Genomic DNA, 23681 nt, shown 5'->3' with positions numbered 1-23681 from the left:
ACTGCTGCAGGATCCAAGACACGGAACGGTTCAGCTTGTTCTTGGGTTAGAGGATCGTCCGGTAGGGGCAGGTGATCAGGAGGGGCCATGCCGCGGATACGCAACCAGCCCAGCATGCGTCCCAACCTCGTTACCCTAGCAACGCTCGGCCTGCTGCTTGGTACCGGCACGGCAGTGAGCGCGGCGGAAGACGGGCTTGGCGGTCTGTTCCAGCGGTTGTTCTCTCCCGAACCTTCAGCACTATCCGTGCAGCCTCCTCAACCGACGCAACAGGCAGACACTGCTCCGCAAGGTCGCTCCTTCGCCCAGAAACGGTACGACGCACGTCGCTATGCGCAGCGTCTCCAGGCCACCCGTCCACGCCCAAACATCCGTTATGCCTCACTGCCAAAGCCCAAGACCGAGCCCCTCAAGATCCTCATCAGCGATCGGCAGGTGCCGCTGGATATGACCGACGGACCTGCCGCGGCCTTCCTTAAGGACAAGACGCTGCGGCCCGGTGACATCGTGGTGCTCAAGGATGGAGCCCGGGTCTTCACCGGCAAACCCGACAAGCCGCACTCGATCAAGGATTTCGAGAACATTGGGCGCTCGGACTTCATAGACCGTCGCACGCGACATTTGCTGACAGCAATGATGGTCCCGGTCGGCGCCATGACCGTGGCGGAGGTGCGCAAGCGTATGCTGGAGTCAAACAAGGGGCTGCCATCTCTCGTAACCACGCCTGTGCAGCTGCAGACCTCTTCCATAAGGGTCATCTACCCGTCGTTCGCGGCGCGATAGCCAGCAGACAGCCAAGCTCTGAGTTTAGCCGCTCCTCGCAGCTGAGTGCGCGATAAAGCGACAACTCCATAGCTCTCAAACAGCGAACCATTCCTCGGAATTTTTGATTTCCAAGCAGCTTTATCTGACACGATTAGACGTGAGGTTTCCGGTCGTTTTGCTGACATGGGGTGCGGCATGCTTTGAAACGTTCCACTAGAGCCAGCCCTGTTGGATCCACGGAACCAGCGCGCCGACGGAACTCAATTAGCGAGCCGTCGTTCCTAGTGCGTTCTTGAAGGAGGCCGCCGAGGCTTGGCCGCCCCCATCCCGACGATGGAGATCTAATCATGTCGAACCGTATCCTTATCGCGGCCGCGGCGGCCGCCCTTCTCACCCTTCCGGTCACTGCCCAGGCTCAGGGCACCGTGCGCGGTGCTGAGCGTGGTGCCGCTGAAGGCGGCGCAGCTGCCGGCCCGGTTGGTGCCATCGTAGGCGGGGCCGTGGGTGCTGCGACCGGCACAGTCGGCGGCATCCTGGGCGTCGACGACCGCCCGCGCTTCCGATCCTATGTCGAGGGCCGGAAGGTGAAGTCCTATCGCTACGACCAGGACGTCCGGGTTGGCGCTACACTCCCCACTTCGGGCGTGACCTATTACGACGTGCCCGACGAGTATCGTGTCAAGCCGGGCTACCGCTACACGGTCGTGAACGAGCGTCCGGTTCTCGTCGACAGCGGCCATCGCATCGTCGAGGTCATCGACTGACGCTCGAAACCACGTCGTCGAGTCCATGTGCCCGTCCCGCCCCTGGTGGGGCGGGCAGTCTCATTTGTGACTGGTACTTTGAGGTAACTCTGGCCGCTCCATGCCCAGGCTAGACCGGTTACGGCGATTGGCAGTTCATCACCTCGGCAGCTTCAGCGACGCTTAAGGCGCGCTGCCGGACCTGAAGCGAGACAGTGGGCCGCTCGGAAACGATGGCGGCTTCCAGTTTCAGTGTCTTGTCACAAGCGCAGGAGCGATAGCCGGCAGCCGCGTAGCATGCATCGTGGCGTTGGCATGCAGCGTCCAGCGCGTCGGTTGGTGGCAGGCCCTCCGCGCGCTGCCCGACGCCGCAGTAATTACCATGATAGAGATCCCGTCCAGAGACTGCGTCGAGGGGAGAGCCGCCTGGAAGCGGCGCCTCTCGAAGCCGGCCGCTCGGATTAAGGTCGTTCGCAGGTCCACCCGCCTTTGTGCCTGAACTCCGCAGCGATTTTGGAATTGGCGACTCGATCCCGGGCTCTGCGAGCGACTCTGCCGAGCGGGTGTTCGGATCGGAGAGGTCTGGCAGTAGCGGAGGCGGGCCTGGCTGCGGCTCCTCGGTATCTACCGGCGCCGGGGTTCGCTCCATGACCTGAGCGATGCTGCTCGATCCAAACAGGAGGGCTGTTATGATCAGAAGCGGGCGAAGATGGCGGCAGTGCAAGGCGTAAGGCTCCAGACAGACCTGGGCATTGAAACACCGCTCCGCCCAGGACCGTTCCTGCCCGGCAGATGCCCTCCACTCCTGCGAGAAACGCTGAGCCGCAATCCTGATTAGTACTGGCATTACGTGATGGGCTCGACGCTCGTCATGAGTTTCATCGAGATCGCAATCGAGTAGGAGGGCAGGTGGCGAGAGCGGATGGCGTTGTAATGATGCCCCGCAGGGACCCTCAGCGGGTCAGCTTAGAGGCTGGCGGCCGTTCCGTAACGCCCAGACAGCGATCGCATCCTCAGAATGTTAATTTCTGTACAGCGTTTCCTGACGCTTTTGCATGTCAAGTTTCCGGTCGGATATCTGACAGCACCTCGCTTAGGAACGATGTCCCTTCTGGGCGGATGAACGAACCTGCTTGCACGGGATGGGTGGCAACTTTGAAGTTTGGGGATTGAAACGAGCACCCTGCGCTGATTGAGCGTCGCCCGGCCATGGGTGTTAAAGGTCCAACGCCGAAGGATTGGTTCTGACGACGCAGACCAAAGCTGGCGTCAATGCCGGCAAAGCAAGCTGAACACGGCAAAGCCTGCCAAGCCAGCAAGGCCGAGCGCGAGTAGGCGATTGTCCTGGAAGGCGTTGATGGCCTGACCGCCCGTCTCATACAACGCGTGCCTACTAGGAGATCGGGCAAGAAGCCCCTCCGCGCGATCTAGGTGCTCGTCGCGGACGTGGATGAGGACCTCGAAGCCATCCCCTTGCCGCTCGATGTCGATGCTATTGCGGGCAAAGCCGCCGCTGACAAGTCTATGCTTCGCGGAGCGGGCCGCGTTCAAGGAAGGAAACAGTGCCGAGGCAAGACCGGTGTCGGGCATTCAGGTTCTCCATTGTGAGAAACCAAACGCAGCCGGCTCAGTAAGGGTTCAGAGCAATCTTCAGGTTTAGGTCCGCTTTCAAAAGAATTTTGCATACGCTTGTATGATGGAACTGGGCCGGAACCAGACGACCCTAGATGTCAGAAAAACGGTCATTTTCCGACCTTCAGGATGGGGGTATTGCACACGATACCTGTTCAGGAGCGGCCCTTGCACCGATAGCCCTTCCTTACCGGGCCACTGGCTACCCATGGAACTGCATGCAGCCCCCCAGGTTTCTGATGCTCCGTATGGACGGTCCAGGGTGAGGGAGACGCTAAGATGCTCGACGTCGATCAGGATCTATCGTCGGATTTCGTAGCGTCGAAGCCTTACGGCCTGACAGGAACGATCCGGGACGAGGCGGGAGGTTATATCGAGAAGCGCAAGGCAGACGCCGCTCGGGCCATCTCCGATGTTGCAGAAGCCATTCGCGCCAGCGGCGCTGGCTTTGCCGAACAGCCAAACGTGAAGGCGTTCTTCGACAGCGCGGCAGAGGGCGTCGAGGAGTTCTCCGAAGGCATCTCCCGCCGGACCTTCAGTGAACTCTACGATGAGGTAGATACGGCTGTTCGGCGTCACCCTGGCGTGACCGTAGCTGCGGCGGCGCTCGCCGGGTTCGCACTTTTCCGCTGGTTCAGCGCTTCCGAGATCCGGCCAATCCCCCGCTCACGTGCGATCGTCTCAGCTGACGTGTTTCCTACTCCAGACGTGTGAAGTCCTGTCGCGAACGGAATTTCATATGTCCGGATACGACCTCGCGGACATCCTAAGTCTAGTTTAAAAACGCCTAAACAGCGATCGCCTCTTCGGGATTTTGATTTCTAAGCAGTTTTTCCTGACAATTTTGTGTGTTAGGTTTTAATCGTTTGATAGACAACAAAATTCTGCCATTTATCTTGAAGATGACGAGTGCTACGAAGCTAGTACTAACTGGCGGATCATGACCAGAAGGCGTGAACGTAGGGCGGGACGCATAGTTGGCAGGATTGCGATCCTGCCAACTGCTGCGGAAATATACGGTTAGCGGACAGAGCGTTGCTGTGACCTCAGCTTTTCTTCTTGTAGGCCTGGATAGCACCCTGGCAGCCGGGCGACAGTTTGGTCATATTTTTCTCAAAGCAGGCCTGCGTCTCGGGGCCGTCCTCGGGCGGCAGACCAACGCAGAAGGTGGTGAAGTCGGCAGCGCATTGCTGCTGCAGAGCGGCTTTATCTTCAGCCGACATGGGAGCCGATAGGGCCGCGCTTGCTGCAAAAGTGGTGAGCACAAAGCCCATTCCAAACCGTACCAACATGATCTGCTCCCCTGACACCCAGCTCATCTGGGTCAGCGGCGTGAACGTTGTGGGAGGGTCGACAGTTGCACCGACGACGGGCCTTCGGTGGGCACAGACGGCTTGATGGGCAGCGCCCCTTGAGCCTCCACCGGGCAGTGCCGGAGCATCGATGGGCACAGTCAGGCCTTTCGAACCGCTCCACGCCTTCAGCACATGACTTCACAGAGTGTTAGACGCATGAACATCGCCGCTTCACGCCGCTCGACCTACTTGCTCGTTACCGCTTTTCTTGCAGGCCTCTCGACCATCCCTGCGAACGCCGCCGATCCGTCTGGTACGTGGCTGACCGAGGACCGCCGGGCGAGAGTTCGCACTGAGCGCTGCGGACCAGGGAACGCGCAATTGTGTGGGTACATCGTGTGGGGCAGCAAGCCACTCGATGAGAATGGCCAGCCTCGCGTGGATCGTGAAAATCCCGACCCGCAAAAGCGCACGCGGCTCCTTCTGGGGCACCAGGTGATCCTCGGCCTCAAACTGGGCGAGGACGGGCGGTATGGGGGGCAGATCTACAACGGCGACAACGGCAAATCCTACACCGTCACGGTCTGGAGCGAGGAGCCATCTACGCTGTCCGTGAAGGGATGCCTGGTGGCTGTTTTGTGTCAGACCCAAACCTGGACGCGGGTGACGGACGTGGTTGCGGGCCAGCTGAAAGGACCCACGAACGGTAAAGACGGCCCACGATCTGACCGATAACGGACACAATAACTCGTTGCTGTCGGTGGTCGGAGAGCCGGCCCTCTACAATGCAGGAACCAAGGTCACGGTAGAACGTCTGAGCACCGTTTCCTGACGCCGTTCGGTGTGGAATCTCGAATCTTTTTACACATGACTTCGGCCTCAAGATGCAGACGCTAACGCCCTATTGGGAAGCCAAGGCCCCTCCGCCCCTTGTCCGCATAAAACTGAGATTTGCCATCAATCCCAGCTCGAAGCATGAAGTCCTACGGACGCGCTTGAGGGATGGCAGCGACACCACATGAAGCGGCGACAATGGCAACATGCGCTTTCCCTCCTGGGTGTCGCCCTGGCGATGCCGGGGCTCTCTGCCTGTACCACACCGCCACACGCGGTTCTCACCACGGGTTCCACGCCGTCGCCCAAAGCCATTGTCGTGACGGAGGCCGAACGCGACTGCCTCGGCCGTGCCATGTACTTCGAGGCAAACCGCAGCGACGCAGACGGGCTGCTCGCGGTTGGCACCGTCGTGATGAACCGCTTCGAGGCCCCTTCGTCTCCCGGTACTATCTGTGGCGTGGTTGGCCAGCCCCGACAGTTTGCGGCTGGCGTGCTCACTAAGCCAATGGCGGACAAGGACGTCCAGAAGGTCGCTGACGTGACCGACGCCGTGTTGGACGGCGCACGCCATCCCCAGGTCGGGCGGGCCATGCATTTCCACTTGGCCGGCCTTCGTTTCTCCTACGACAACATGCACTACGTAGCGGAGGCGGGCGGCAACGTCTTTTACGAGAAGCGCAAGGCCGGCGCTGAGCTGGTAGCGCCTACGCGCTGAACCGTGCCTCTGAAGTCGGCACTCCGGCTGCAGCGCGCAAGCGGAGCTTATCGCGATCCGTGAAGGTGGCCGCCCTGATAGCGGTCAGGAGCGCGCTGCCTTCAGTCGCTGCAGGGTACGGGCGCTCTCACGCTCGAACTGCACCGGCGTCATATTGCCCGCATCGACCTGTTGGGCAAGCTTCGTGCGGTAGGCGATCGCCGCCTCCTGATCCGCACTGAGCGCAACGTTGGCTCGTGCCGCCGCGCCGGTCCGCTCGGCCCATTCCGTGTACGAAAGGCGGCCTGCATCCCGCTCCGTCTTCAGGCGGACGATATCACTTTCCAGTACGGCAGCCTGCTGCGGAGCCGGTGCTGCGGTCTGGCAGGCTGCAAGCCCAACCGTGATGAGCAGGGCGGCAATCCCTCGTAACTTCATGACCAAACCCTTTTGTCTGGAAGGTGTTTGGACGGTGCGGCCATATTGGTCGAGGGCCGAACGGCAACACTCACGATCAGAACGGCCTTATGTAGTGCGGCGAACAGAACCGTCTGATCTGGTTGAGGACGATGAGGCTGGCGGTAAGGGCGGATACGTCGCCGAGCAACTGCACGATGCGGTGCTCGCAGTGGAGCCCTTCGGACCCGTCCGAGCAGGTGCAGGTGAAACGTAGGCCGCGATCTGTAGGCGTTGCCTCCAGGCGACCCAATTGGACCTGTCACCTGAGATCCTACTCAGCCAAGCTCCATGAAATTTCCACAGAAAGGGGGCAAACCTCCCTGATCCACTTCGCCTGTGGGATGATCGCCGCTCAGCAAACCGTACCGAGATGGGCCCTAAGCGGAACGACTTGCTCTCTCCGCGGTTGCTGAGCCGGATCATCGGCGAGGAGCGCATCGTGAGAAACATCATTTACATCGTTGGCTTGATCGTAGTGGTCCTAGCCGTCTTGTCGTTTTTTGGCCTTCGGGGCTGAACCGTAGCTCTCTTCCTGTCTGCTCCTTTCAACGAAGCGGATTGGAAAGGGAGCGGATTCGCCAAGGATCTGTCGCAAAGATTTTGGCGTAGAAAATTATTCTCGTGAGGTGGGTGCACTGTAGATCCATGGGTCGTTTTGGAGGCCCGTCAAACCGGTCCACGTATCCTGCCGAAGTAGGTAAGCGGGGTCCGTGACATACTGTCCGGAGATGATTTTTTTGGACGGTGACGGTTTGCGACAGGCCAGCGCCCGCAGCCGTCTCCCCTCGTAGGCCGAGGCCCGGATGGCCTGGTTCAGCTACGTCGACGGCTTCTTAACCCCCTCCGCCGGCACCCGATGCTCGTATATCGCTAGCCCGTCGTCTACGAGCAGGTGATCCTATCGGACCCGTCACCTGAGGCCCTACTCAGCTAACACCTCTGAAGCGTTCACGTAACGTAGCAAGCCTAGATAGCGTCTGGACCGAAGCCCGCGCCTCCGCTAGGTTTAAGCTGCGGTTGATGACCGGTTCGTAATAACGTTGCAGGACCCGGGGGGCAGTACCTCGGCGCCTCCACCATAAACGCATCGTGATGCGTTTCTGATGGGGGCGAAATAGGATCGACTGGACGGTAAAGGGATCGCGAGAGCGTCGGTAAGGACTCGACCGGTTTGGCGTAGGTTCTGCCTATTCCAAGCACTTGGCCAAAACTCTAAATGCCAACGATAACGTTGTCATGGATGCCCGCCTCGCGGCGTAAGCATCTTGCGGTAGGGTAACCGTCGAAACAGAACCCGGAGCTTCGGCTCCGGGACCCACCGCTCTCATTGTCCGAACGACACCCAGCCCCACAGTCGTTCGATCTTGGGATGGACTGCGAGCACGACGGCGGCAGCCCCCAACGTTCCAGCGACGACGATGCCTGCGAGTTCGATCATCTCTCACGTTTAGGCGCCAGCGCATGCCGTGAGGATGCGACGCGCTGTCGTAAGACAGCCTGCCTCGCAACTTCCATCGGCTCCGTTCGTCGACGGTGGAGAGCCTGACCGACGATGCGGCTGACCCCGTAGAGAAGCAGGCCACAGAGGGCCGCCAGGCCAGCCGGCCTGAGATCGGGCATTCCCGAGACCGTTCCCTGCTCGATCATCTGCATGCCGGGAACGCCTGCGGCTTCCTGAGGGGATACGGGCATTCCCCTGATCATCGTCATGCGCCGGCATCGCAGGGCCGGATTGAGCATATCGATGCCACCGGCTCCACACGCGGGTAACGGTCGCGCTTCCCACGTGGCCATTCCTGCGAGGACGAAGGCGAACAGCATCACAGGCCCGGCCAGCATCAGGCCGATCCGGTGCGACCAGAGTGGGATGCGTGTCATCGGCACGACCTACCGTTCGTCATATCGATCAACTGCATGTCGGCATGACATGGCTCCCGCCGTTGTCGCCACCCACGACGATTCTCATGAGCCGCTGCCCTGAAGGCGACCCTGCCGTCCCGGCAGCTTTTTTGAGCGTAGTGCAGCCCTCACGGTTCCCAGTTTTAAGACCCTTTTATCCGTGGGATGAATCGTTCTGCACCCTATGCCTGACGGCCGCGACAGCAGCTCGCGCTCGCCGGGGCTGTCGGGCTCGCAGGCTGAAGCGTTTCGCTTCTGCCGGCTCCCTCGGCGCATCCACGCCTGCCACTCGCGGCTGATGACCCGGATGAGGTTGGGTGAGTTCTTCCGCCCCTCGTGCCGGCGTTCCTCGATGGTGAGCAAGCCGTCTCCCTCGGCGAGGCGAATGGCGGCCTGCGCCAGGCGCCGGCACACGCCGGCACGGGCTGCGATCGCGTCGATGCACAGTCCGCACACGCCCTTGGCCGTCACCTCGTCGGCAACGATACGCAGTACCGCGAGCTGGCCGGTGGTGAAGCGGCTGGCGAGAGCCGGTGGCATCGGGCCGGAGAACGCCAACAACCGGCGCCGATCGCGTGAGGCAGCCTTGTCGGGGCTCGCCACGTGCCGGCGCGGCGGAAACAGGCTGGCCCGGCCGGACGGGATGCCCACCGGCAAGATGCCCTCTCTGATCGCGCTACGGCGCCCGTGGAGCCGTTCGGCGAGGGCCTGGGCCTCTTCGTCGGCCAAAGCCCCCGAACCGTGCCCCTGCCAGAGCTGGCGCGAGAGCGCGTCCATCTGCGCGAGCGTCCGCGCGCCGTCGATCGCGGCCTTCATGGCGGCGTGAAACATCGGTCCCGGTCCCTGCTCGGGCCGCGGCAAAGCAGAGGATGGATCGTGATGACCCCTCCTTCAAAAGGCAAAGCGCCATCGTTTCGGGAAGCGGTTCCCGATTGACTCCTGAGCGGAGCTATGATGTCTGGGGAGCTGGAAAACGGGTCGCCCAGACCTCATCGATTTCGACGGCCTCACCCTTGCCGGGGTGGGGCCGTTGGCGTTTTGGGCTTAGGTCTTTCTCGCGGCGTTAATCCCTGGATGTTCGCCGGCCCCCGACTCGCGAAGCGAGTGTTAACCGAAGCGTTCCTTGTCAGCCGAAGCGGACCCGTTCGTCAAACGGCTCCGACTCGGAGCCTCAATCGGGCAACTCTCTTCAACCTATCTGTAAACCTACACCTAAATCTAAACAGAGAGCTAAACAGAAACGGTATCTTTACACCTCACACCTAAACGGTATGCCACAGCGTCTCGCTGGCCGTGGAGGTGCTCCGTGCACGTTGTCTCTGTGATCGGGCTGAAAGGGGGCTCTACCAAGAGCACCCTAACTGCTCACCTCGCCGTCGCTGCTCATCATGCGGGCATCCTCACCGCGATCGTTGATACCGATCCGCAGGCGACGTTGCGCATGTGGTCGACCCGCCGCCAGATCGACGGTCCCCCGGTCCGGCCGGAGACGACTCCAGAGTTCTTAGAGCCGACGCTTAAGGCCTTCGAGGCCCAAGGCGCGGAACTTGTTTTCATCGATACCGCCGGCAAGGCGGAGATGATGGGCAAGCGGGCGGCCGAGTTGTCGGATCTTGTCCTGATTCCCTCTCGCACTTCTCTGGCCGACATGGATGCCGTGCCAACCTCGCACGCCATGCTCAAGAGCCTGAACAAGCCGCACTTCGTGATCTTCAGCGACGTGGATGTCAGTGGCAGGAAGACTGACGTGAAAGAGGCCTCGAAAGGCTTCGCCGCGAGAGGCATCCCGATCGGTAACACGAACGGTGCTCCCACCATCAGCCACCGGAAGGCGTTCAAATCCTGCTTCAACGACGGCAGGACCATCCAAGAGCTCGAGCCGGATGGGAAAGGGGCTGAGGAGGTTGATGCGCTGTTCCGGTGGGTGGCGAAGCAGATCGGGTTGAAGGTGAAGCGCAAGCGGGTGGAAAAGTAGGATGGCGAAGAAACCCGGTCTCTCAGCGGCGTTCGAAATCGGCGAGCAGCCTATCCTCGACGTCCAATCGACACCTCCACGTCAACCTATAGATCCACCTAAAGCGATACCTACACCTTTACCTAATCGTCGCGATCATCGGGCGAACCGTCAGGCCTTCACGGTGTGGCTCGACCGCGATCTAGTGGCGAAAATCAGAGAGCTATCGCGTGACCTCGTGAACGAGAACGGCAGAGCCGGCAACTCGATCGAAGCGATGGTTACTGAGGGGATCGAGCACGTGCTTGCGAAGTACGGACGGTCCTCAGGATCGCCGTGACTAAGCCGATCCTCCACCGCTTCCTAGCGCCCTGGACCGTTGTAGAGCTCCAAGAAGCGTTCCAGATCGTGGACGCCAATGGGTTCGCCTTGGGCTACGTCTACTTCGTCGAGGCTCCTCAACGGTAGGGTGTGACTGGCCGCATGTCGAAGGACGAGGCTCGCCGGATCGCCATCAACAGGGCGGCCGTGCCGAACCTACGCGGGGCGCTCCGCGATCACGAGAACTGGTTCTGAAATGAGGTAGCGAGCCCAGGTTGGCTGAGGTAGACCCGCCGCCCCGCCGCGGGCAGGGCAGGGGACACCATGACCGACACCGCCGAGCACGCACACTTCCTTGCCGTGGTCATCGAGAACGCCGAGCTTCGCCAGCAACTCGCCGAGGCGCAGGATCAATGCGTCGAACTCGCCATCGATGGTGGCGAGCTCCATGCCGAACTCGAGGCGCTACGAGCGCGTCTCGTAGAGGCTGAGCTGAACCGAGACCGATGGCGGGCGGAAGCCGAGCGGCGACTCGTTGGGTGAACCCTACCAGAGCCCGCACCACCGGCCCGCACCCATCAGGATGAAGATCAGCAAGACCGCGCCGATGGCGATGCTTCCGGTCGCATCAGCCTCAAACAGGCCGAACAGCAACTTCACCCGGAAACGGTGCTGGTCGCGGTTGTCTTGGGGAATCACGGGCACACCTCGCCATTAGCGAATCAGGTGCGCTCCCGCTGAGGGGTATGGGGGGGCATTCCCCTTGTAAACGCAATAGCCATGCACGTTGTCCACCGTGCACAATTCACGTGGACAATCGCAGTAACATATTGTTATTGCTATATAAATTTAGCCTTTCGATTGCCAGCGCAGCGTGCATCCTATGTCATAAATGCGACAGTCAAATTGCCTTGCTTCTGAAGCCGGATTTTAAGCTGCCCGCTTCACGATCCGGTCGACTTGGACAGCCGTCCAGTCACCCCCCCGAGCGGTCGGAACGCGGCGGGTGTTCAACTCGGCGGCGATGGCGCGCAGGCTCGTGATACCGGATGCCTTGATGCTGGCGACCACCGGGATAACGTTGGCGGCGAAAGCATCGGCCGCGACCCGCTGCATCCGAGCGCCTTCCGCAGAAGCCTCAGCCAGGTTCGTGCGGTTGCCCAGGACGCCGGTCCCGACCTTGCTGGCCAGAGCTGCCTTCGTGCGCGCCGAGATCATGGCACGCTCTTTCTCGGCCAGCGCCGCATAGAGATGCAGGACGAACGGGTCCACGCCCTCGCCAAACTCGGCGACGAGGAACGGCACTCGCTGCGCCATCAGGCCGGCGATGAACGCCACGTCGCGTGAGAGACGATCCAGCTTGGCCACGATGACCGGGCACTTGGCCTTCCTGGCAGCCGCGAGGGACGCGGCAAGCTGGGGGCGACGCTCCAAGGCATCGGCACCCTTGCCCGTCTCGACCTCAACATGCTCGGCCACCACGACGAACCCACTGCCTCCCGCGAATGTGGCGATCGCCTTCCGCTGCGCCTCAAGGCCCAGCCCTGACTTACCCTGCCGATGGGTGCTAACCCGGAGGTAGGAAATCAGGGGGCGAGGGGCGTCGGACATGGCGATAGCTCCAGTGTGACATCACCATACGAGCGTTTGGTTTTGTTACAAAGGTAATTCCGGATCGCCTTGGAACCAGCACGTTCGGTCTTTGTTCACACCCTTGACGGATTGCACCGCCAAGCATCCATATCGCCGCGCACACCATCCATAGTATATACGGCCCCTTCTTGTGCAAGATATGGGGTCCGAAGAGGCGTTCAGCGTGCCACGGATCACCCGTCACATCAGGCGCAAGCCGGCCTCGAACCTACACCATGCCATTCGCGTCGCAGACGCGCTAAAGCTGCCGCTCAACACGTTCGTCACAATCAACATCAGCATGACCGACTGCCCGGTAGAGCAGGCGAGTTTCGCCCTTGCCCGACTCCGCAACAACTACTTCAGCCACTGGGCGCGCAGGCCGACCAAAGCCATAGTCGCGAGTGGCAGCGAAGCGTTCAATCCCGCATTTGTATGGGTCTTAGAAGCGGCTGGTGGCGTCACTGCCGCCCATTGGCTGCTTCATGTGCCAGAAGGTCGACGCGAAGATTTCGAGACCCGATTGGTGATGTGGGTCGAAAAAGCAATCGGCAAGATCGAGAGCGAACGGACAATCGAAGTCAAAGACGCCCCCCGTCCCAAAGGGCTCGGAAAGTACATGCTGAAGGGCATGGAAGAGGCCTACGCGCACTTCTACGGCATCGACTTCAAGGACCAGGGCGTCGTGCTCGGCCGGCGCTCGGGCTACAGCCTCAACCTTGGACCGTCAGCGAAGCAGCGGCTGCGAAATGAAGGCGCCTACCCAGAGGCTCGGATGTGGAAGCCGTTCCCGAGACCACCGGGCAACATCACGGAGCAGGCGCTCAAGGCCCAGCGGCACGCCCAACGAGGGTGACCGTTGAGCGTCGACATCAAAGGAGCATGGGGGCGGTAGTAAGCGATGCCATGGGGCCCTTTCCAAGAACAGCGGGTCTACAACCGCCGCCGAGACATCCACGCCGTCTACGGTGGGCAGCAACAGGGTGGTACCTGCACGCCTAGTCAGCACCCTGTTGTCATTCTCTTCACGGGGGCAAGTGGCGAGCAGCACGGCTACGCAGACGGTTGGTCCACGGAGGGTGTTTTCCGCTACTTCGGTCACGGACAGATCGGCGACATGGTGTTTGAGCGTGGCAACCGCGCGATCCGGGATCACCTCGTCGACGGCAAGGACTTACTAGTGTTTCAGACCCGTGGCCGAGAGGGCGTGCGGTTTCTCGGTCAGTTCGAGTGCGCCGGCTACAGCATTGAGCCCGCCCCAGATCGAGAGGGCAATGAGCGCTCCGCCATCGTTTTCGAGCTCGTCCCTGCGAACGTCAACGAGCTGGTCAACGACGAACTGGAGTTGGTCGAGGAGGTCAAGCTCGACATCAACCTCGCCAGCCTACGTGCACGCGCCCTAGAGGCCGCCCGGTCGACGCCACAAGCCTCTGGCAAAGCCGCTCGCCGGAGCCTCTACAGGCGCTCTGTAGCGGTCCGGCGCTACGTTCTGGCTCGAGCCGCCGGAGTCTGCGAGAGCTGCGGAAAGCCGGCGCCCTTCGTCACGGCGCAAGGTGAGCCCTACCTTGAGCCTCACCATACGCGCCGCCTTAGCGATGGCGGCCCAGACGATCCCCGGTTTGTGGGAGGGGTCTGTCCTGACTGCCACCGTGAGATCCACCATGGCGTGCATGGGCAAGCGAAGAACGAGGCATTGATCGAAGTGGTCCGCCAGAAAGAGAGGTTATCTGGTGCATGACCTCCTCCGGGAGCCCCTACGCCCTCAATGAGGCGGCTCCTGACGCTTGGCGATCTTCGCGAGATCGTCCTGGTTAATGTTGCGCAGGGCATGAAGGAACCGGGCGAGTGCCTCCTCCAGAGTGTGCCCTTGGGCCTGCGCGGCCTCCTCCATCCTCTCGAGCTCCACCTCGGAAAACCTCTGGCCGGTGAGGTGCTCCAGCTCTTGGAAAGCAATGAGGTGGGCGACCTGATCTCGGATGCTCATGCGGAGCCTACTACTCTAGGATGGTGAGATCCTCGATGGAGTCGAGCTTGTAGAGTGGCTCCGCTCGGTGTCATATACCTTGATAAGAATTGGATCCCCCAGCGCGACGTCCTAGAGTGGCTGCGGAAGTTCAAGGCGCAGGGCCCAAAGAACGGATGCGCGGCCATCGACAAGCTGTTCGGCAAGCGGGGCGCCGCAATGCCCGGCATCTTTCGCCGGACCCAGTAGCTCATACGCGCCTTCGCCCATTCCATCATTCTCGCAATCGCCCTTTCCAGGCCTGGCATGGCCTGGAAAGGGGCGAGCACCCGTCCACCGAGGACGCCCCCCAGTAATTCACGCGCTTATACAGCCGGGGTCTGCAGGAGTTGCGGGGAGCAGGCGCCCTTCTTCACCGCGCAATGCCACCAACGACAAGGCCGAGAAGTAGTTCGTGCCGGCCAAGAACCGGGCGCCCTTGGAGTGCGTAACGACCTCTTAGGCGAGGCCGTCCTCTGCGGCCTTGTCAGGCGTGTCGCCCTTCTTCTGTGCCTTATCGACGACATCCTCGGTCGTGTGCTTGCTGCCGATGGTCGGCTCCGGCACCTGAAGCTCACTCGAGCGGATCGTCGTGTGCTGGCTGCCGATGGTCGGCTCTGGCACCTGAAGCTCACTCGAGCGGATCGTCGTGTGCTGGCTGACGACGTTCGAAGCTTTTTTGTCCTCAGACATTGCGTTCTCTCCCTGTTGAGCGTGTGAGGTTCAACGCGAACGGTCGGGTTGTGCTCCATCAGCCGCTGACCGTGCAAGGCAGCCTCACCATACCCGCCGCTTGAGCGACGGCGGTCCAGATGATCCTCGGTTCGTAGGCGCGGTCTGCCCGGACTGCCATCGCGAGATCTACCATGGCCTACATGGGCGGTCGAAGAACGAGGCCCTGATCGAGGTCATCCGCCGGAAGGAAACGATCTGACCCGCGTGCTGCAAGCCAAGATCGCCGAGCCCGCGATCAGCTCTTGATTTTCCCTCGACTATCCCGGCCGCGTGGCGGTCACGAACAACTGGTGTGAGGGCGCCCTGTGCCCGGCGGTGGTGCATTGGAAGGTGGCCAACGGCTACCGGGCCATATGGACGGTGCGCATCAGCGGAGGGATACCAGCCCCCGCCGCTCCGTGCCGTTCTTGCCGAAAGCCGCATCAAGCGACCGGCAGAACTCCGGAACCATAGCTCCCAAACCCCTCAAGGCGTTGTAGATGTTCTGACCCTGGATTACGCGCTGCCGGTTCTTGGTGAGCTCCCACGGATCAACGTTCATCGCCTCCATGGCAGCCTGGACCTCCTCTGAATGGACCACGAGCCTGGGGCAGTTGTTACGGGCCCAAGCCATGGTCGCCATGAGCCGCGTGGCAGCGTCTTCCTCGCCGCCTGCGAGGACGGCGGTTGCGAGCAGTAGGCTCGCGGTCATGATCAGGATGCTGCGCAAGGTTCTCTCCAAAGGCTCGCGTTAAGCGAGCCCTGGTAGCGTATCGCTGGCATAACTTACGGATCTTTAAGCATCAGGTGTGCGTCCATCGCTTCGGCGATCGGGCTGTCGGGGTTGAGCACCAACTTATTGCCGTACGTGCACAATCGGATCAGCGAGATCGCTGAAGACCAGCTGTCGGTCGACCAGCTCACACGCGAGTTCATCCGCACCGAGCTTGGGTTCCGCTTCCTCGTCGTACCGAGCCCAGCTGAGGCGTTTCTGATCGAGCGCCGTCTACAACGCGGCGAATGGAACGCCGGGCGCCCGATCTTGAACCCACTGCTAACAAGCAACTTGGCCTTGGTCGAAAAATGAAAATCAGGGCCTTTCAACATGCAGTCTGCATAGACTCTCGTGGAGTAGATCTGATCATCACATTGGATTGAACCCCGCTTCCCGTTGACCACCGGCTGCCTTATCCTCGCTCGCATCAGAGGCATGCCACAGGATCGCCTACGAGCCTCGCTGGCTGGATCCGTTAGCGTTTAGCAGGACTTAGTGGCCATTGGAGATGCCGGTCGTCCTTGGTGTACTCAGAGCGTTCTCTCGATAACCCAAGGACAAAATCGTGGAGAGGCTGAGAGGAAAGCGATCTCCGCGCGGTTATCGGTATTTCGCTAAATCGCGATTGAGCGAAGAAGGCAGTTTGGCGAGTTGGAGCACAGCCTGAGTAGGGCACAGTGTGTAGCGATTTGTCGAAACCGTTACGCCTGAAAGGCCCCATGCCGCTCCTCTTCAATTCCCTTCTGCACCAAGCCGGGATCCCGCCTGATGATGTGCGGCTCCTTCGCCATCAGGACAACCGAGCGACTAAAGGCCGAACGCCCTACTCGCTATGGCGCACCAATCGACCGGCATTTGACGCCTACCAATCGCACCAGAGCGAGCAGAACCGCCAGGTCCTCAGTTCTCACCCCTTATGGGCCTCGTTCGTCGGCACGCCGGCTCGGGAGACCTTGTTCGTGGGTCTCTACCGGATCCGGTGTCTCGGATCATTGCCTGTCGATACGCCTGAGCCGCACACCGACGAGATCATGAAGGCCGGCGGCTGTGATCTCTACAAGGTGGTGCCAGACGATCGGCTGTCAGACCTCATTGGCAAGGTCGTCATCGCCTGGGGGCCTGGCACGCGATCTTGGGCTCAACGGGCTGACCGGCAGGACAAGGTTGTCCTCGAGGTGCGCACGGAGTTCAAGGAGCCCGAATACCCGGGGCACCTGGCCTTCATGAAGTCGCTGTCGGAGATCGAGGTGCTACCCGAGAGCTGGAAGGTGGCCCTGGCGGCGGCAAAGGGCGTCTACCTGCTGACCTGCCCGAAAACCCGAGAGGTCTACGTCGGCTCGGCGACTGGGGCTGGCGGCTTTCTCAGCCGGTGGCAGGAGTATACCCGCACCGGACATGGCGGAAACGTGCGCCTCAAGGTCAGAGACCCCTCGGATTATCAGGTCTGCATCCTTCAGGTCGCCGGATCCGACGCGGGTGACGACGAGATCATCGGCATGGAAACCCGGTGGAAGCTCAAGCTCCAGAGCCGGGAGATGGGCTTGAACGTGAATTAGCGAAATCGCGACGGATGCCCCTCTCAATCGCCAAGGTTGGCGCGTGGCGGCGTCGGAGCGTTGCTGGCGCGAAGGATAGCCTTTAGCGCTCGCGCCTCTGTGTGAGCCTGTGAGAGCGATTTAGCGAAAACGCTACACCTTGAGCCAGATCCAAGGATGCGACCGGATCTTGGCTGCACCATGACACAAGGCCCTCAACGAGGCGTTCGGTCTTCTGGGACTTCTCAATAGCAAGTAGATCAAGATCCGAGGGCTCGACGCACGGCGTCAGGCTCGCGCTCGATGACACGCAAGAGGGTCTGCATCGCTGCATCAGGACGACGGCGACCTTGCTCGTAGGACTCCATCGTCCGGGCCGAGATCCTGAACTGCCGCTCAAACTCCTTGGTCGACGCAGCCACCTTGCGCCGGATCGCCTTCACCCGCTCGGGCGTGATGGAGTCGTCGGGCACCTCGTAGCTCTCGGCCTCGACCTCACCACGCAGGTAGGCGGCCATCTCCTGGAATGCCTCGACCAGGTCGTCCCCGACCCGAGAGCCGGCGTCCTGGTGTGTGCTGCGTGTCATGACTCGACTCCCTTGATGCTTGCGATCGCCTCGAGGATCGCCTTGCGCTGCTCTAGTGACAGATCATCCCGTTCGTTCTTCGGGTAGGCCGTCATCATGAACAGCACGCCGGGCGCGATCGCGACGTAGTAGATCGTGCGGCCGCCCCCGCTCTTGCCCCTGCCTGGAAGCGGGAAGCGGGCTTTACGCGCGCCTCGCAGACCTTTGATCATGGGGTGGGCGTCAGGAGCTCTGACGATCATCGCCTCGATCTCGGTCACGGCCACCTCGTCGAGCCCCATGCCCTTCATCGCCCGGATGTAGGGCTTCAGCCGAACGACTTTCATGTGGGCATACTACACCGACGTACCGCCCTCTTGTAGGGGTTTAGATAGAGGGATCAGTGGGGATCTTCGAGTAGCAAGAGCATGAAGCAACGGCCGATCTGCCCTCTATGTGGTCAGCCTGCGACTCAGATCGTGGGGTCGAATGGCTTGAAGAGCCGATGTGAGCCATGCGGCCTATGGTCGAGCGGCAATCGACCTCTTCGAGATGCCGAAGGGCACCAAGCCCGCTTCGAACGCCGGAATGCTCGGCGAAACGCCCATGCCGCCTTCGACCCACTTTGGCAGACCGGACATATGGATCGCGAAACAGCCTACATGCGGCTCGCTCAAGAGCTCGGCATCGATCGCGACGCTTGTCATATGGGCCTTATGGACGCGGAGATGGCCAAGCGCGTCCCGGCTGCGGTCAAAGCCATCCGATCACGCTATGATCGGGGGCTTCAGCAGGGATCCAGCGGCGTCACGATCTGACCCAAAGCACGATCTTGCCCTTGAGCCAGCTCTCGGCCTTTCGCAACGTACTCGTGAAGAATTAGCGAAATCGCGACGGTCTGCTCGATTGGGCTGCGGCTTAGAATTTTCCGTAGCCTCACGATGGCATGCTCAATCGCCAAGGTTGGCGCGTGGCGCCGTTGGTGCGCTTCTGGAGCCAGAGATGGCTTCCGGTACTCCCGCCGCTGTGTGAGCCTGTGAGAGCGATTTAGCGAAAACGCGATAGCTCAAGGCATGACCCAAGGACGTGATCCGGATCCTCGCTAACCCAGGGTTCAAGGTCCTCAACAAGGTGCTCGAACTTCCCGGACTTCGTCTTCTCCACGGACATGTAGCGATTAAGCGAAATCGCCCTTGCTGAGGAGGCGCGCCGCGCCCCAGCACGTGCGATAGCAAGCGACTGGATCAGCAACCAGGGTTGGCCATGAGCGACGGCATCTACATCATTCGCGACGACAACAGCCTTGTGGAGATGCGGTCCAGCGCCTTTGAAAGCGAGGCCATCCTTCAGCAGCTTTTAGCGAACCATCCAAGCCTACTCGCCGGTGACGCCGTCGACCCCGTCAACCCCCGCCGTTGGCTTCTCATAGCGCGTGAGCAGAGCGTACCAGGTGAAGAAGGTGGCTCTGGACGTTGGTCTCTCGATCACCTCTTTGTCGATCAGGACTGTGTGCCGACTCTTATCGAGGTCAAGCGCGCGAGCGACACCCGTGGCCGGCGGGAGGTCGTGGCCCAAATGCTCGACTACGCCGCGAACGGTGTCGTCTATTGGCCTGCCGATGCCCTACGGCAGCAGTACGAGCGCACCTGCGCGGCAAGTGAACGAGACCCAGATGAGGTGCTTCGTGAGCACCTCGGACGCCCCGATGCTGATCTCGAAGAGTTTTGGCGTGGCGTCGACGTGAACCTGCGGGCGGGTCGCATCCGCATGGTCTTCGTAGCAGACGTGATTTACCCGGAGCTGAAGCGGATCGTCGAGTTTCTGAACGCGCAGATGAGTCCGGCCGAGGTCATTGCCCTCGAGCTCAAGCACTACACTGGGCAGGGCCTGCGCACATTGGTGCCACGGCTGATTGGGCGTACCGCAGAAGCCGAGCGGCGCAAGGGATTAAGCTCAGCAGCGTCAACCTCAGCACTCCGTCCGCAGATCACCCACGAGGAGTGGTTCATCCAATTTGCATCTGAGCGAGGAGCCGGAGAAGCTGCAGCTGCACGTGCAGTCTACGATTGGTGGGTCAACCAAGGTGGCGAATTCGTCATCACGAGCGCACAGCGGCCATCGCTCATCGTGAAGCTAACCCATGATCGGGGCCACTGCTGGCCCTCGGTGATCAAGGCGAATGGCCGGGTATCGACTGCACTCTGCTATGTTTTGACCACAGCTCCGTTCGACAAGGTCGAGAACCGTCGTGAGATCCTCGAGACCCTCGCGAGCACCTTTGGCCAACGCTATGGGGAGCGGGCAGTCGACGGCGAACCGTATGTGCCTCTCGCCATGCTGCAGGAGCCGGCAGCAAGGGAAAAGCTGTTCGCGATCTGGCAGTCGTTCGTCGACCGGATACGGGCTGGTTTTTAAGCTTGCGTTGACCGGCGATCACCCAGGGCGTGAAGCCAGATCCTTGTAGCCATAGGGTAGAGGGTCCTTGAGGATGTGCTCGGTCTTCTGGCACATGATCTTATCGCCGAAGATGTAGCGATTTCGCTTAATCGCGATGGATGCCCCTCTCAATCGCCGAGGCTGGCCCGTGGCGCCGTTGAAGCCTTTCCGATGTTCAGAGTAGCTCCTGACGCTCTTGCCGCTGTGTGAGCCTGTGAGAGCGATTTAGCGAAAACGCTACACCTTGAGCCAGATCCAAGGGCATGGCCCAGAACCTAGCTGCCCCAGAGTTTAAGGTCCTCAACGAGGCGTTCGGTCTTCTGGGACTTCGCCTCCTCGCTGTAGATGTAGCGAATAGGCGAAATCGCGACGGTCTGATCAGGCGCCTCGCAGCTTATGGTTCTGGCGCCTGCGCTCCGGATCGCCACCCATGAAGGCAACAAGCTGATCCTCAACCCTGACAGCCGTATCGCTGCCGCGCTCGACTCCCTCACGACGCCGTGAGCCTAGTGCAGTCTGGGGCAGGTAACTTGTCCGGGGCTCAACCGTAGCGAAAAAGCAAAATGAAGATCCTCACGGCCCTGCTGGGCCTCTCCCTGCTCTCGACATCGGCGCTGGCCGTGTCGAAGGAGCGGATGGCCGTCCTCGGCGGCGACATCTACGTCCATACGATGTTCGCGAACGGGCACTGCCCCGGTTATCACATCGACCGTGATCGGTTGTGGTTCGTGCTCGATGCGCTGGGTGTCGGCAAGGAGGAGATCACGCGCTTCCTCATCGACGCAAACCTGACCGCGACCCTGGATAAGGCAATGGCGGATCTGCCAGATGCCTGCACGACCGCAATTGAGCGCTTCGGCCCCAACGGCAGCATCGCCCGCAACATCCTCGTGAGGAATTAGGGAAACCGCGACGCTCCGGTCGCTCGAGCTGCGGCTCAGAACTCTCCAGAGCGCCACGGTGGCACGCTCAATCGCCAAGGTTGGCTCGTGGCGCCGTTGGGCACTTGTGGCGCCAAGGAATGGCTCCTGACGCTCCTACCTCTGTGTGAGCCTGTGGTCGCGATTTAGCGAAATCGCGACGGCATCGATCGTTGCTCCGGCCCCGTCATTCTGGATCAGGCGAACGCACCCCAATCCGGGTTGTCCTTGTAGCGCTCGGCCTCCGCTGTAGCTCTCTGGGTGATGGCTAGCTCGTCGACCTGCTTGATCAGCCGGCGCACGTTGGTGCCCTTCCAGAGTTCACCACGGGGCGTCCGATGGCCCTGCTGATTCAGTCCCTCAGCGATTGCCTGGGCCGTCTTCTTGCCGCCCTGACGAAGCTCCTGGATGACCGGAGCGAGCTCACGGGTGAGTTGGTTAGCTCGGGCCTTATTCGACTCTACGCCCTTCCTTTGGGCCTCCTCGAGGTTCGTTGGGTTCCCGAGCCGGACACCTTGCTCCTTGAGCTTCTGCAGGGCGCGCCGGGTGTTCTCGCTGATGAGCTCTCCTTCACGCTGAGCGCGGGCAGCTTCAGCCATGATGGTGGCATGAGATCGGCTTTCTCCGCGGCGGCAGCTGATGACGGTCAAGCGTCGGTCAGCGATCACCTGCTCGAGGACCACGGTGTTCCGAGCGAAGCGATCGAGCCCATCAACGATAATGGGCCATCTTTTGACCCTCGACAGCTCGCAGGCCTCCATGACACCGGGACGATCTGAGAACAGATGCTCGCCCATCCCGCTTGTAGCATCTCTAAAGGTATCGACAATCTGGAAGCCTTCCTGGCGGGCAAACTCCTGGATCGCCGTCACCTGGAGATCGAGCCCATTCCCATGCTTCCCCTGCCTCTCCGTTGAGACCCTTATGTAGGCGATGGCCTTCTTGAGCTGAGGGGGCATGTGATGTTCTCCTTGAGCATGATTATACGATGACCTTTAGTCATGCTCAAGCGACTTATCAGTGCTGTTTCAGGGCATAAAAATTGGCCCCTTTTAGAGATGCTTATCAGCGTTCCATGCGGCTGGCCGGGCAGCTTCCGGTGGGTCAGGTGGCCGAACCGGATCTCAGTGGCCACTATCTCTCGGACATCCCAGAGACCACAGGGGTCGAGCATCCTTGAAGGGCGGACGTGGCGGAGTGGGCTGGCGCTACAGCCAACCGTGATGGCTGATCGGCAATCTCGAACCAGCCACCCTCGATCCCACGTTAGACAGCCATTGCTTGGATGGCGCCGGCGCCGTTATGGAGCGCATACCCTCGTCCCCAGACCGTCTCGATGTAGTTCTTGCCGCCTGAGGCGTTGGCGAGCTTCCTGCGCAGCTTGCAGATGAACACGTCGATGATCTTCATCTCCGGCTCGTCCATGCCGCCGTAGAGATGGTTGAGGAACATCTCCTTCGTGATCGTCGCGCCCTGTCGCAGAGCGAGCAGCTCCAGCATCCGGTACTCTTTGCCGGTCAGAGGGACGATGCGGCCCGCGATGCTCGCGGTCTGCTCATCGAGGTTGATGCTGAGGTCGCCCGTGGTGATCACCGACTGGGCGTGGCCCTGTGAGCGGCGCACGATCGCGTGGATGCGCGCGACGAGCTCGTCCTTGTGGAAGGGCTTGGTCAGGTAGTCGTCAGCCCCGAAGCCGAGGCCCTTCACCTTATCCTCGATGCCGGCCATGCCGGAGAGGATCAGGATCGGCGTCTTGACCTTGGAAACGCGCAGGTTGCGCAGCACCTCGTAGCCCGACATGTCGGGCAGGTTCAGGTCGAGGAGGATGATGTCGTAGTCGTACAGCTTGCCGAGGTCGATGCCCTCCTCACCCAGATCGGTGGTGAAGGTGTTGAACCGCTCCGACTTAAGCATCAACTCGACGCTGGCCGCGACGGAGGCGTCATCCTCGATCAGCAGCACGCGCATGGGACCATCCTTCAAAGGTTGAGACTTCCTATCCAGACACCGCCAACAAACCATTAAGGCCGAGCTTTGCCGGCAAGCGCTCGGTGACGGCTGCCTTGTGCAGGTAGGGCTTGGGTCTGGTACAGGTGATGGCGCTGTATCGGCCCTGTGTCTGGACCACGGCCTCGACACCGAGGCCTACCTGCGGGACGTCCTCACCCGCATCGCCGAGCATCCGGCCCGACGCCTGGGCGAGCTACTGCCGTGGAACTGGACCCCGCTTGCAGGGTTCGCTCAGGCCGCCTGACCAGTCAGGACTATCACCGAACGCTTACGGTACATCCGGCGGGCGAACGCGTTCAAGGATCATTCGGGCAGCGGGTTTCTCTAACGCCGTCGCTCAAAAGAAAACGGCCGGGGTTTCCCCCGGCCGCCGTTGTCGATGAAGCTGATCCGCTTAGCGGAGGAGCTGGAGGATGCCCTGCTGCGCGGTGTTGGCGAGCGAGAGGGCCGAGATGCCGATCGACTGGCGGGTCGACAGGGCCTGGGAGTTGG

At 61.1% G+C, this 23681-nt stretch carries 28 protein-coding genes, 1 other RNA gene and 2 pseudogenes; 17 read left to right on the top strand and 14 right to left on the bottom strand.

Features of this window, described 5'->3' with window-relative positions; translation table 11 throughout:
• Positions 1 to 87 precede the first annotated feature (87 nt).
• Positions 88 to 783, top strand: coding sequence for a hypothetical protein (locus ASF39_RS10895; RefSeq protein ID WP_244472367.1), 696 nt, complete (start codon positions 88 to 90; stop codon positions 781 to 783).
• Between the two features lie 329 nt (positions 784 to 1112).
• Positions 1113 to 1529, top strand: a complete 417-nt coding sequence (locus tag ASF39_RS10890; RefSeq protein WP_056283745.1) for a DUF1236 domain-containing protein — start codon at positions 1113 to 1115, stop codon at positions 1527 to 1529.
• 1248 nt (positions 1530 to 2777) lie between these two features.
• Here ASF39_RS10890 and ASF39_RS10885 read toward each other — a convergent pair.
• Positions 2778 to 3098 carry a hypothetical protein gene (locus ASF39_RS10885; protein ID WP_056283742.1) on the bottom strand — a complete coding sequence of 107 codons (321 nt, stop codon included), beginning with the start codon at positions 3096 to 3098 and terminating at the stop codon, positions 2778 to 2780.
• A gap of 321 nt (positions 3099 to 3419) precedes the next feature.
• On the opposite strand from ASF39_RS10885, the gene ASF39_RS10880 reads away from it, so the two are divergent.
• Positions 3420 to 3854 (top strand): hypothetical protein, encoded by a 435-nt coding sequence (locus tag ASF39_RS10880; RefSeq protein WP_056283739.1) that lies wholly within the window; start codon positions 3420 to 3422, stop codon positions 3852 to 3854.
• A 332-nt stretch (positions 3855 to 4186) separates the two neighbouring features.
• On the opposite strand, the gene ASF39_RS10875 is transcribed toward ASF39_RS10880, so the two are convergent.
• Positions 4187 to 4432 (bottom strand): hypothetical protein, encoded by a 246-nt coding sequence (locus ASF39_RS10875; protein WP_056283766.1) that lies wholly within the window; start codon positions 4430 to 4432, stop codon positions 4187 to 4189.
• A gap of 219 nt (positions 4433 to 4651) precedes the next feature.
• Between ASF39_RS10875 and ASF39_RS20440 the strand changes: the two genes are divergently transcribed.
• Together ASF39_RS20440 and ASF39_RS10870 are read left to right on the top strand one after the other, a co-directional pair.
• Positions 4652 to 5170, top strand: a complete 519-nt coding sequence (locus ASF39_RS20440; protein ID WP_348271513.1) for a DUF2147 domain-containing protein — start codon at positions 4652 to 4654, stop codon at positions 5168 to 5170.
• A 337-nt stretch (positions 5171 to 5507) separates the two neighbouring features.
• A pseudogene (locus ASF39_RS10870) lies at positions 5508 to 5951 on the top strand (cell wall hydrolase); the annotation flags it as partial.
• Between the two features lie 120 nt (positions 5952 to 6071).
• Here the strand turns inward: ASF39_RS10870 and ASF39_RS10865 are convergent.
• Positions 6072 to 6404: a hypothetical protein gene (locus ASF39_RS10865; protein ID WP_056283733.1), complete on the bottom strand. Its 333-nt coding sequence runs from the start codon at positions 6402 to 6404 to the stop codon at positions 6072 to 6074.
• 1020 nt (positions 6405 to 7424) lie between these two features.
• Here ASF39_RS10865 and ssrA point away from each other — a divergent pair.
• Positions 7425 to 7718: a transfer-messenger RNA gene (ssrA, locus tag ASF39_RS20435) on the top strand.
• 141 nt (positions 7719 to 7859) lie between these two features.
• Here the strand turns inward: ssrA and ASF39_RS22060 are convergent.
• Positions 7860 to 8303, bottom strand: a complete 444-nt coding sequence (locus ASF39_RS22060; protein WP_210168667.1) for a hypothetical protein — start codon at positions 8301 to 8303, stop codon at positions 7860 to 7862.
• 84 nt (positions 8304 to 8387) lie between these two features.
• A complete protein-coding gene (locus tag ASF39_RS10860) occupies positions 8388 to 9155 on the bottom strand; it encodes a hypothetical protein (protein ID WP_244472366.1) in 768 nt (255 codons plus the stop codon).
• A 475-nt stretch (positions 9156 to 9630) separates the two neighbouring features.
• Here ASF39_RS10860 and ASF39_RS10855 point away from each other — a divergent pair, with 475 nt between their 5' ends.
• From ASF39_RS10855 to ASF39_RS10850, 4 genes are all read left to right on the top strand, one after another.
• Positions 9631 to 10299, top strand: coding sequence for an AAA family ATPase (locus tag ASF39_RS10855; protein ID WP_056283730.1), 669 nt, complete (start codon positions 9631 to 9633; stop codon positions 10297 to 10299).
• Position 10300: 1 nt separating this feature from the next.
• Positions 10301 to 10618 carry a hypothetical protein gene (locus ASF39_RS21190; protein ID WP_156648452.1) on the top strand — a complete coding sequence of 106 codons (318 nt, stop codon included), beginning with the start codon at positions 10301 to 10303 and terminating at the stop codon, positions 10616 to 10618.
• Positions 10615 to 10746 (top strand): hypothetical protein, encoded by a 132-nt coding sequence (locus ASF39_RS22535; protein WP_280137204.1) that lies wholly within the window; start codon positions 10615 to 10617, stop codon positions 10744 to 10746. The genes ASF39_RS21190 and ASF39_RS22535 overlap by 4 nt, the downstream gene beginning before the upstream one ends.
• Before the next feature lie 177 nt (positions 10747 to 10923).
• On the top strand, positions 10924 to 11142 hold the full coding sequence (locus ASF39_RS10850; RefSeq protein WP_056283728.1) for a hypothetical protein: 219 nt from the start codon (positions 10924 to 10926) through the stop codon (positions 11140 to 11142).
• Between the two features lie 3 nt (positions 11143 to 11145).
• On the opposite strand, the gene ASF39_RS21185 is transcribed toward ASF39_RS10850, so the two are convergent.
• Together ASF39_RS21185 and ASF39_RS10845 are read right to left on the bottom strand one after the other, a co-directional pair.
• Entirely contained in the window at positions 11146 to 11298 is a 153-nt protein-coding gene (locus tag ASF39_RS21185) for a hypothetical protein (protein WP_156648451.1), read from the bottom strand.
• A 231-nt stretch (positions 11299 to 11529) separates the two neighbouring features.
• Positions 11530 to 12210: a recombinase family protein gene (locus tag ASF39_RS10845; RefSeq protein WP_056283722.1), complete on the bottom strand. Its 681-nt coding sequence runs from the start codon at positions 12208 to 12210 to the stop codon at positions 11530 to 11532.
• A 205-nt stretch (positions 12211 to 12415) separates the two neighbouring features.
• On the opposite strand from ASF39_RS10845, the gene ASF39_RS21180 reads away from it, so the two are divergent.
• Complete coding sequence (locus ASF39_RS21180) at positions 12416 to 13087, top strand: hypothetical protein (RefSeq protein WP_156648450.1); 672 nt, start codon at positions 12416 to 12418, stop codon at positions 13085 to 13087.
• A 261-nt stretch (positions 13088 to 13348) separates the two neighbouring features.
• Positions 13349 to 13969 (top strand): HNH endonuclease, encoded by a 621-nt coding sequence (locus ASF39_RS10835; protein ID WP_244472365.1) that lies wholly within the window; start codon positions 13349 to 13351, stop codon positions 13967 to 13969.
• Positions 13970 to 13993: 24 nt separating this feature from the next.
• On the opposite strand, the gene ASF39_RS10830 is transcribed toward ASF39_RS10835, so the two are convergent.
• The 3 genes from ASF39_RS10830 to ASF39_RS10820 form a co-directional block, all read right to left on the bottom strand.
• The gene (locus tag ASF39_RS10830) at positions 13994 to 14215 is read right to left on the bottom strand and encodes a hypothetical protein (RefSeq protein WP_056283714.1); all 222 of its coding nucleotides are present in this window, start codon (positions 14213 to 14215) and stop codon (positions 13994 to 13996) included.
• A gap of 477 nt (positions 14216 to 14692) precedes the next feature.
• The gene (locus ASF39_RS10825; RefSeq protein WP_056283711.1) at positions 14693 to 14926 is read right to left on the bottom strand and encodes a hypothetical protein; all 234 of its coding nucleotides are present in this window, start codon (positions 14924 to 14926) and stop codon (positions 14693 to 14695) included.
• Positions 14927 to 15335: 409 nt separating this feature from the next.
• Entirely contained in the window at positions 15336 to 15677 is a 342-nt protein-coding gene (locus tag ASF39_RS10820; RefSeq protein WP_156648449.1) for a hypothetical protein, read from the bottom strand.
• Between the two features lie 114 nt (positions 15678 to 15791).
• Here ASF39_RS10820 and ASF39_RS10815 point away from each other — a divergent pair, with 114 nt between their 5' ends.
• Together ASF39_RS10815 and ASF39_RS10810 are read left to right on the top strand one after the other, a co-directional pair.
• Entirely contained in the window at positions 15792 to 16034 is a 243-nt protein-coding gene (locus ASF39_RS10815; protein WP_156648448.1) for a hypothetical protein, read from the top strand.
• 407 nt (positions 16035 to 16441) lie between these two features.
• Positions 16442 to 17278 (top strand): GIY-YIG nuclease family protein, encoded by an 837-nt coding sequence (locus ASF39_RS10810; RefSeq protein WP_056283702.1) that lies wholly within the window; start codon positions 16442 to 16444, stop codon positions 17276 to 17278.
• Positions 17279 to 17517: 239 nt separating this feature from the next.
• On the opposite strand, the gene ASF39_RS10805 is transcribed toward ASF39_RS10810, so the two are convergent.
• Both ASF39_RS10805 and ASF39_RS10800 read right to left on the bottom strand, forming a co-directional pair.
• On the bottom strand, positions 17518 to 17844 hold the full coding sequence (locus tag ASF39_RS10805; protein ID WP_056283699.1) for a type II toxin-antitoxin system MqsA family antitoxin: 327 nt from the start codon (positions 17842 to 17844) through the stop codon (positions 17518 to 17520).
• Positions 17841 to 18170, bottom strand: coding sequence for a hypothetical protein (locus ASF39_RS10800; protein WP_056283696.1), 330 nt, complete (start codon positions 18168 to 18170; stop codon positions 17841 to 17843). The genes ASF39_RS10805 and ASF39_RS10800 overlap by 4 nt, the downstream gene beginning before the upstream one ends.
• A gap of 916 nt (positions 18171 to 19086) precedes the next feature.
• On the opposite strand from ASF39_RS10800, the gene ASF39_RS10795 reads away from it, so the two are divergent.
• Both ASF39_RS10795 and ASF39_RS10785 read left to right on the top strand, forming a co-directional pair.
• On the top strand, positions 19087 to 20238 hold the full coding sequence (locus ASF39_RS10795; RefSeq protein WP_056283692.1) for a hypothetical protein: 1152 nt from the start codon (positions 19087 to 19089) through the stop codon (positions 20236 to 20238).
• A 584-nt stretch (positions 20239 to 20822) separates the two neighbouring features.
• Positions 20823 to 21161 carry a hypothetical protein gene (locus tag ASF39_RS10785; protein WP_056283687.1) on the top strand — a complete coding sequence of 113 codons (339 nt, stop codon included), beginning with the start codon at positions 20823 to 20825 and terminating at the stop codon, positions 21159 to 21161.
• A gap of 215 nt (positions 21162 to 21376) precedes the next feature.
• Here the strand turns inward: ASF39_RS10785 and ASF39_RS10780 are convergent, their stop codons facing one another.
• Positions 21377 to 22138 carry a recombinase family protein gene (locus ASF39_RS10780; RefSeq protein WP_056283684.1) on the bottom strand — a complete coding sequence of 254 codons (762 nt, stop codon included), beginning with the start codon at positions 22136 to 22138 and terminating at the stop codon, positions 21377 to 21379.
• 307 nt (positions 22139 to 22445) lie between these two features.
• Positions 22446 to 23147, bottom strand: a complete 702-nt coding sequence (locus ASF39_RS10775) for a response regulator transcription factor CtrA (protein ID WP_056283681.1) — start codon at positions 23145 to 23147, stop codon at positions 22446 to 22448.
• 157 nt (positions 23148 to 23304) lie between these two features.
• Here ASF39_RS10775 and ASF39_RS21175 point away from each other — a divergent pair.
• Positions 23305 to 23433: pseudogene (locus ASF39_RS21175) on the top strand (transposase domain-containing protein); the annotation flags it as partial.
• Positions 23434 to 23681 lie beyond the last annotated feature (248 nt).

This window comes from Methylobacterium sp. Leaf108, from assembly GCF_001423265.1.
Lineage (GTDB): Bacteria > Pseudomonadota > Alphaproteobacteria > Rhizobiales > Beijerinckiaceae > Methylobacterium.
The sequence above is the reverse complement of the archived record's forward strand: the minus strand, read 5'-3'. Positions and strand labels throughout refer to the sequence as shown.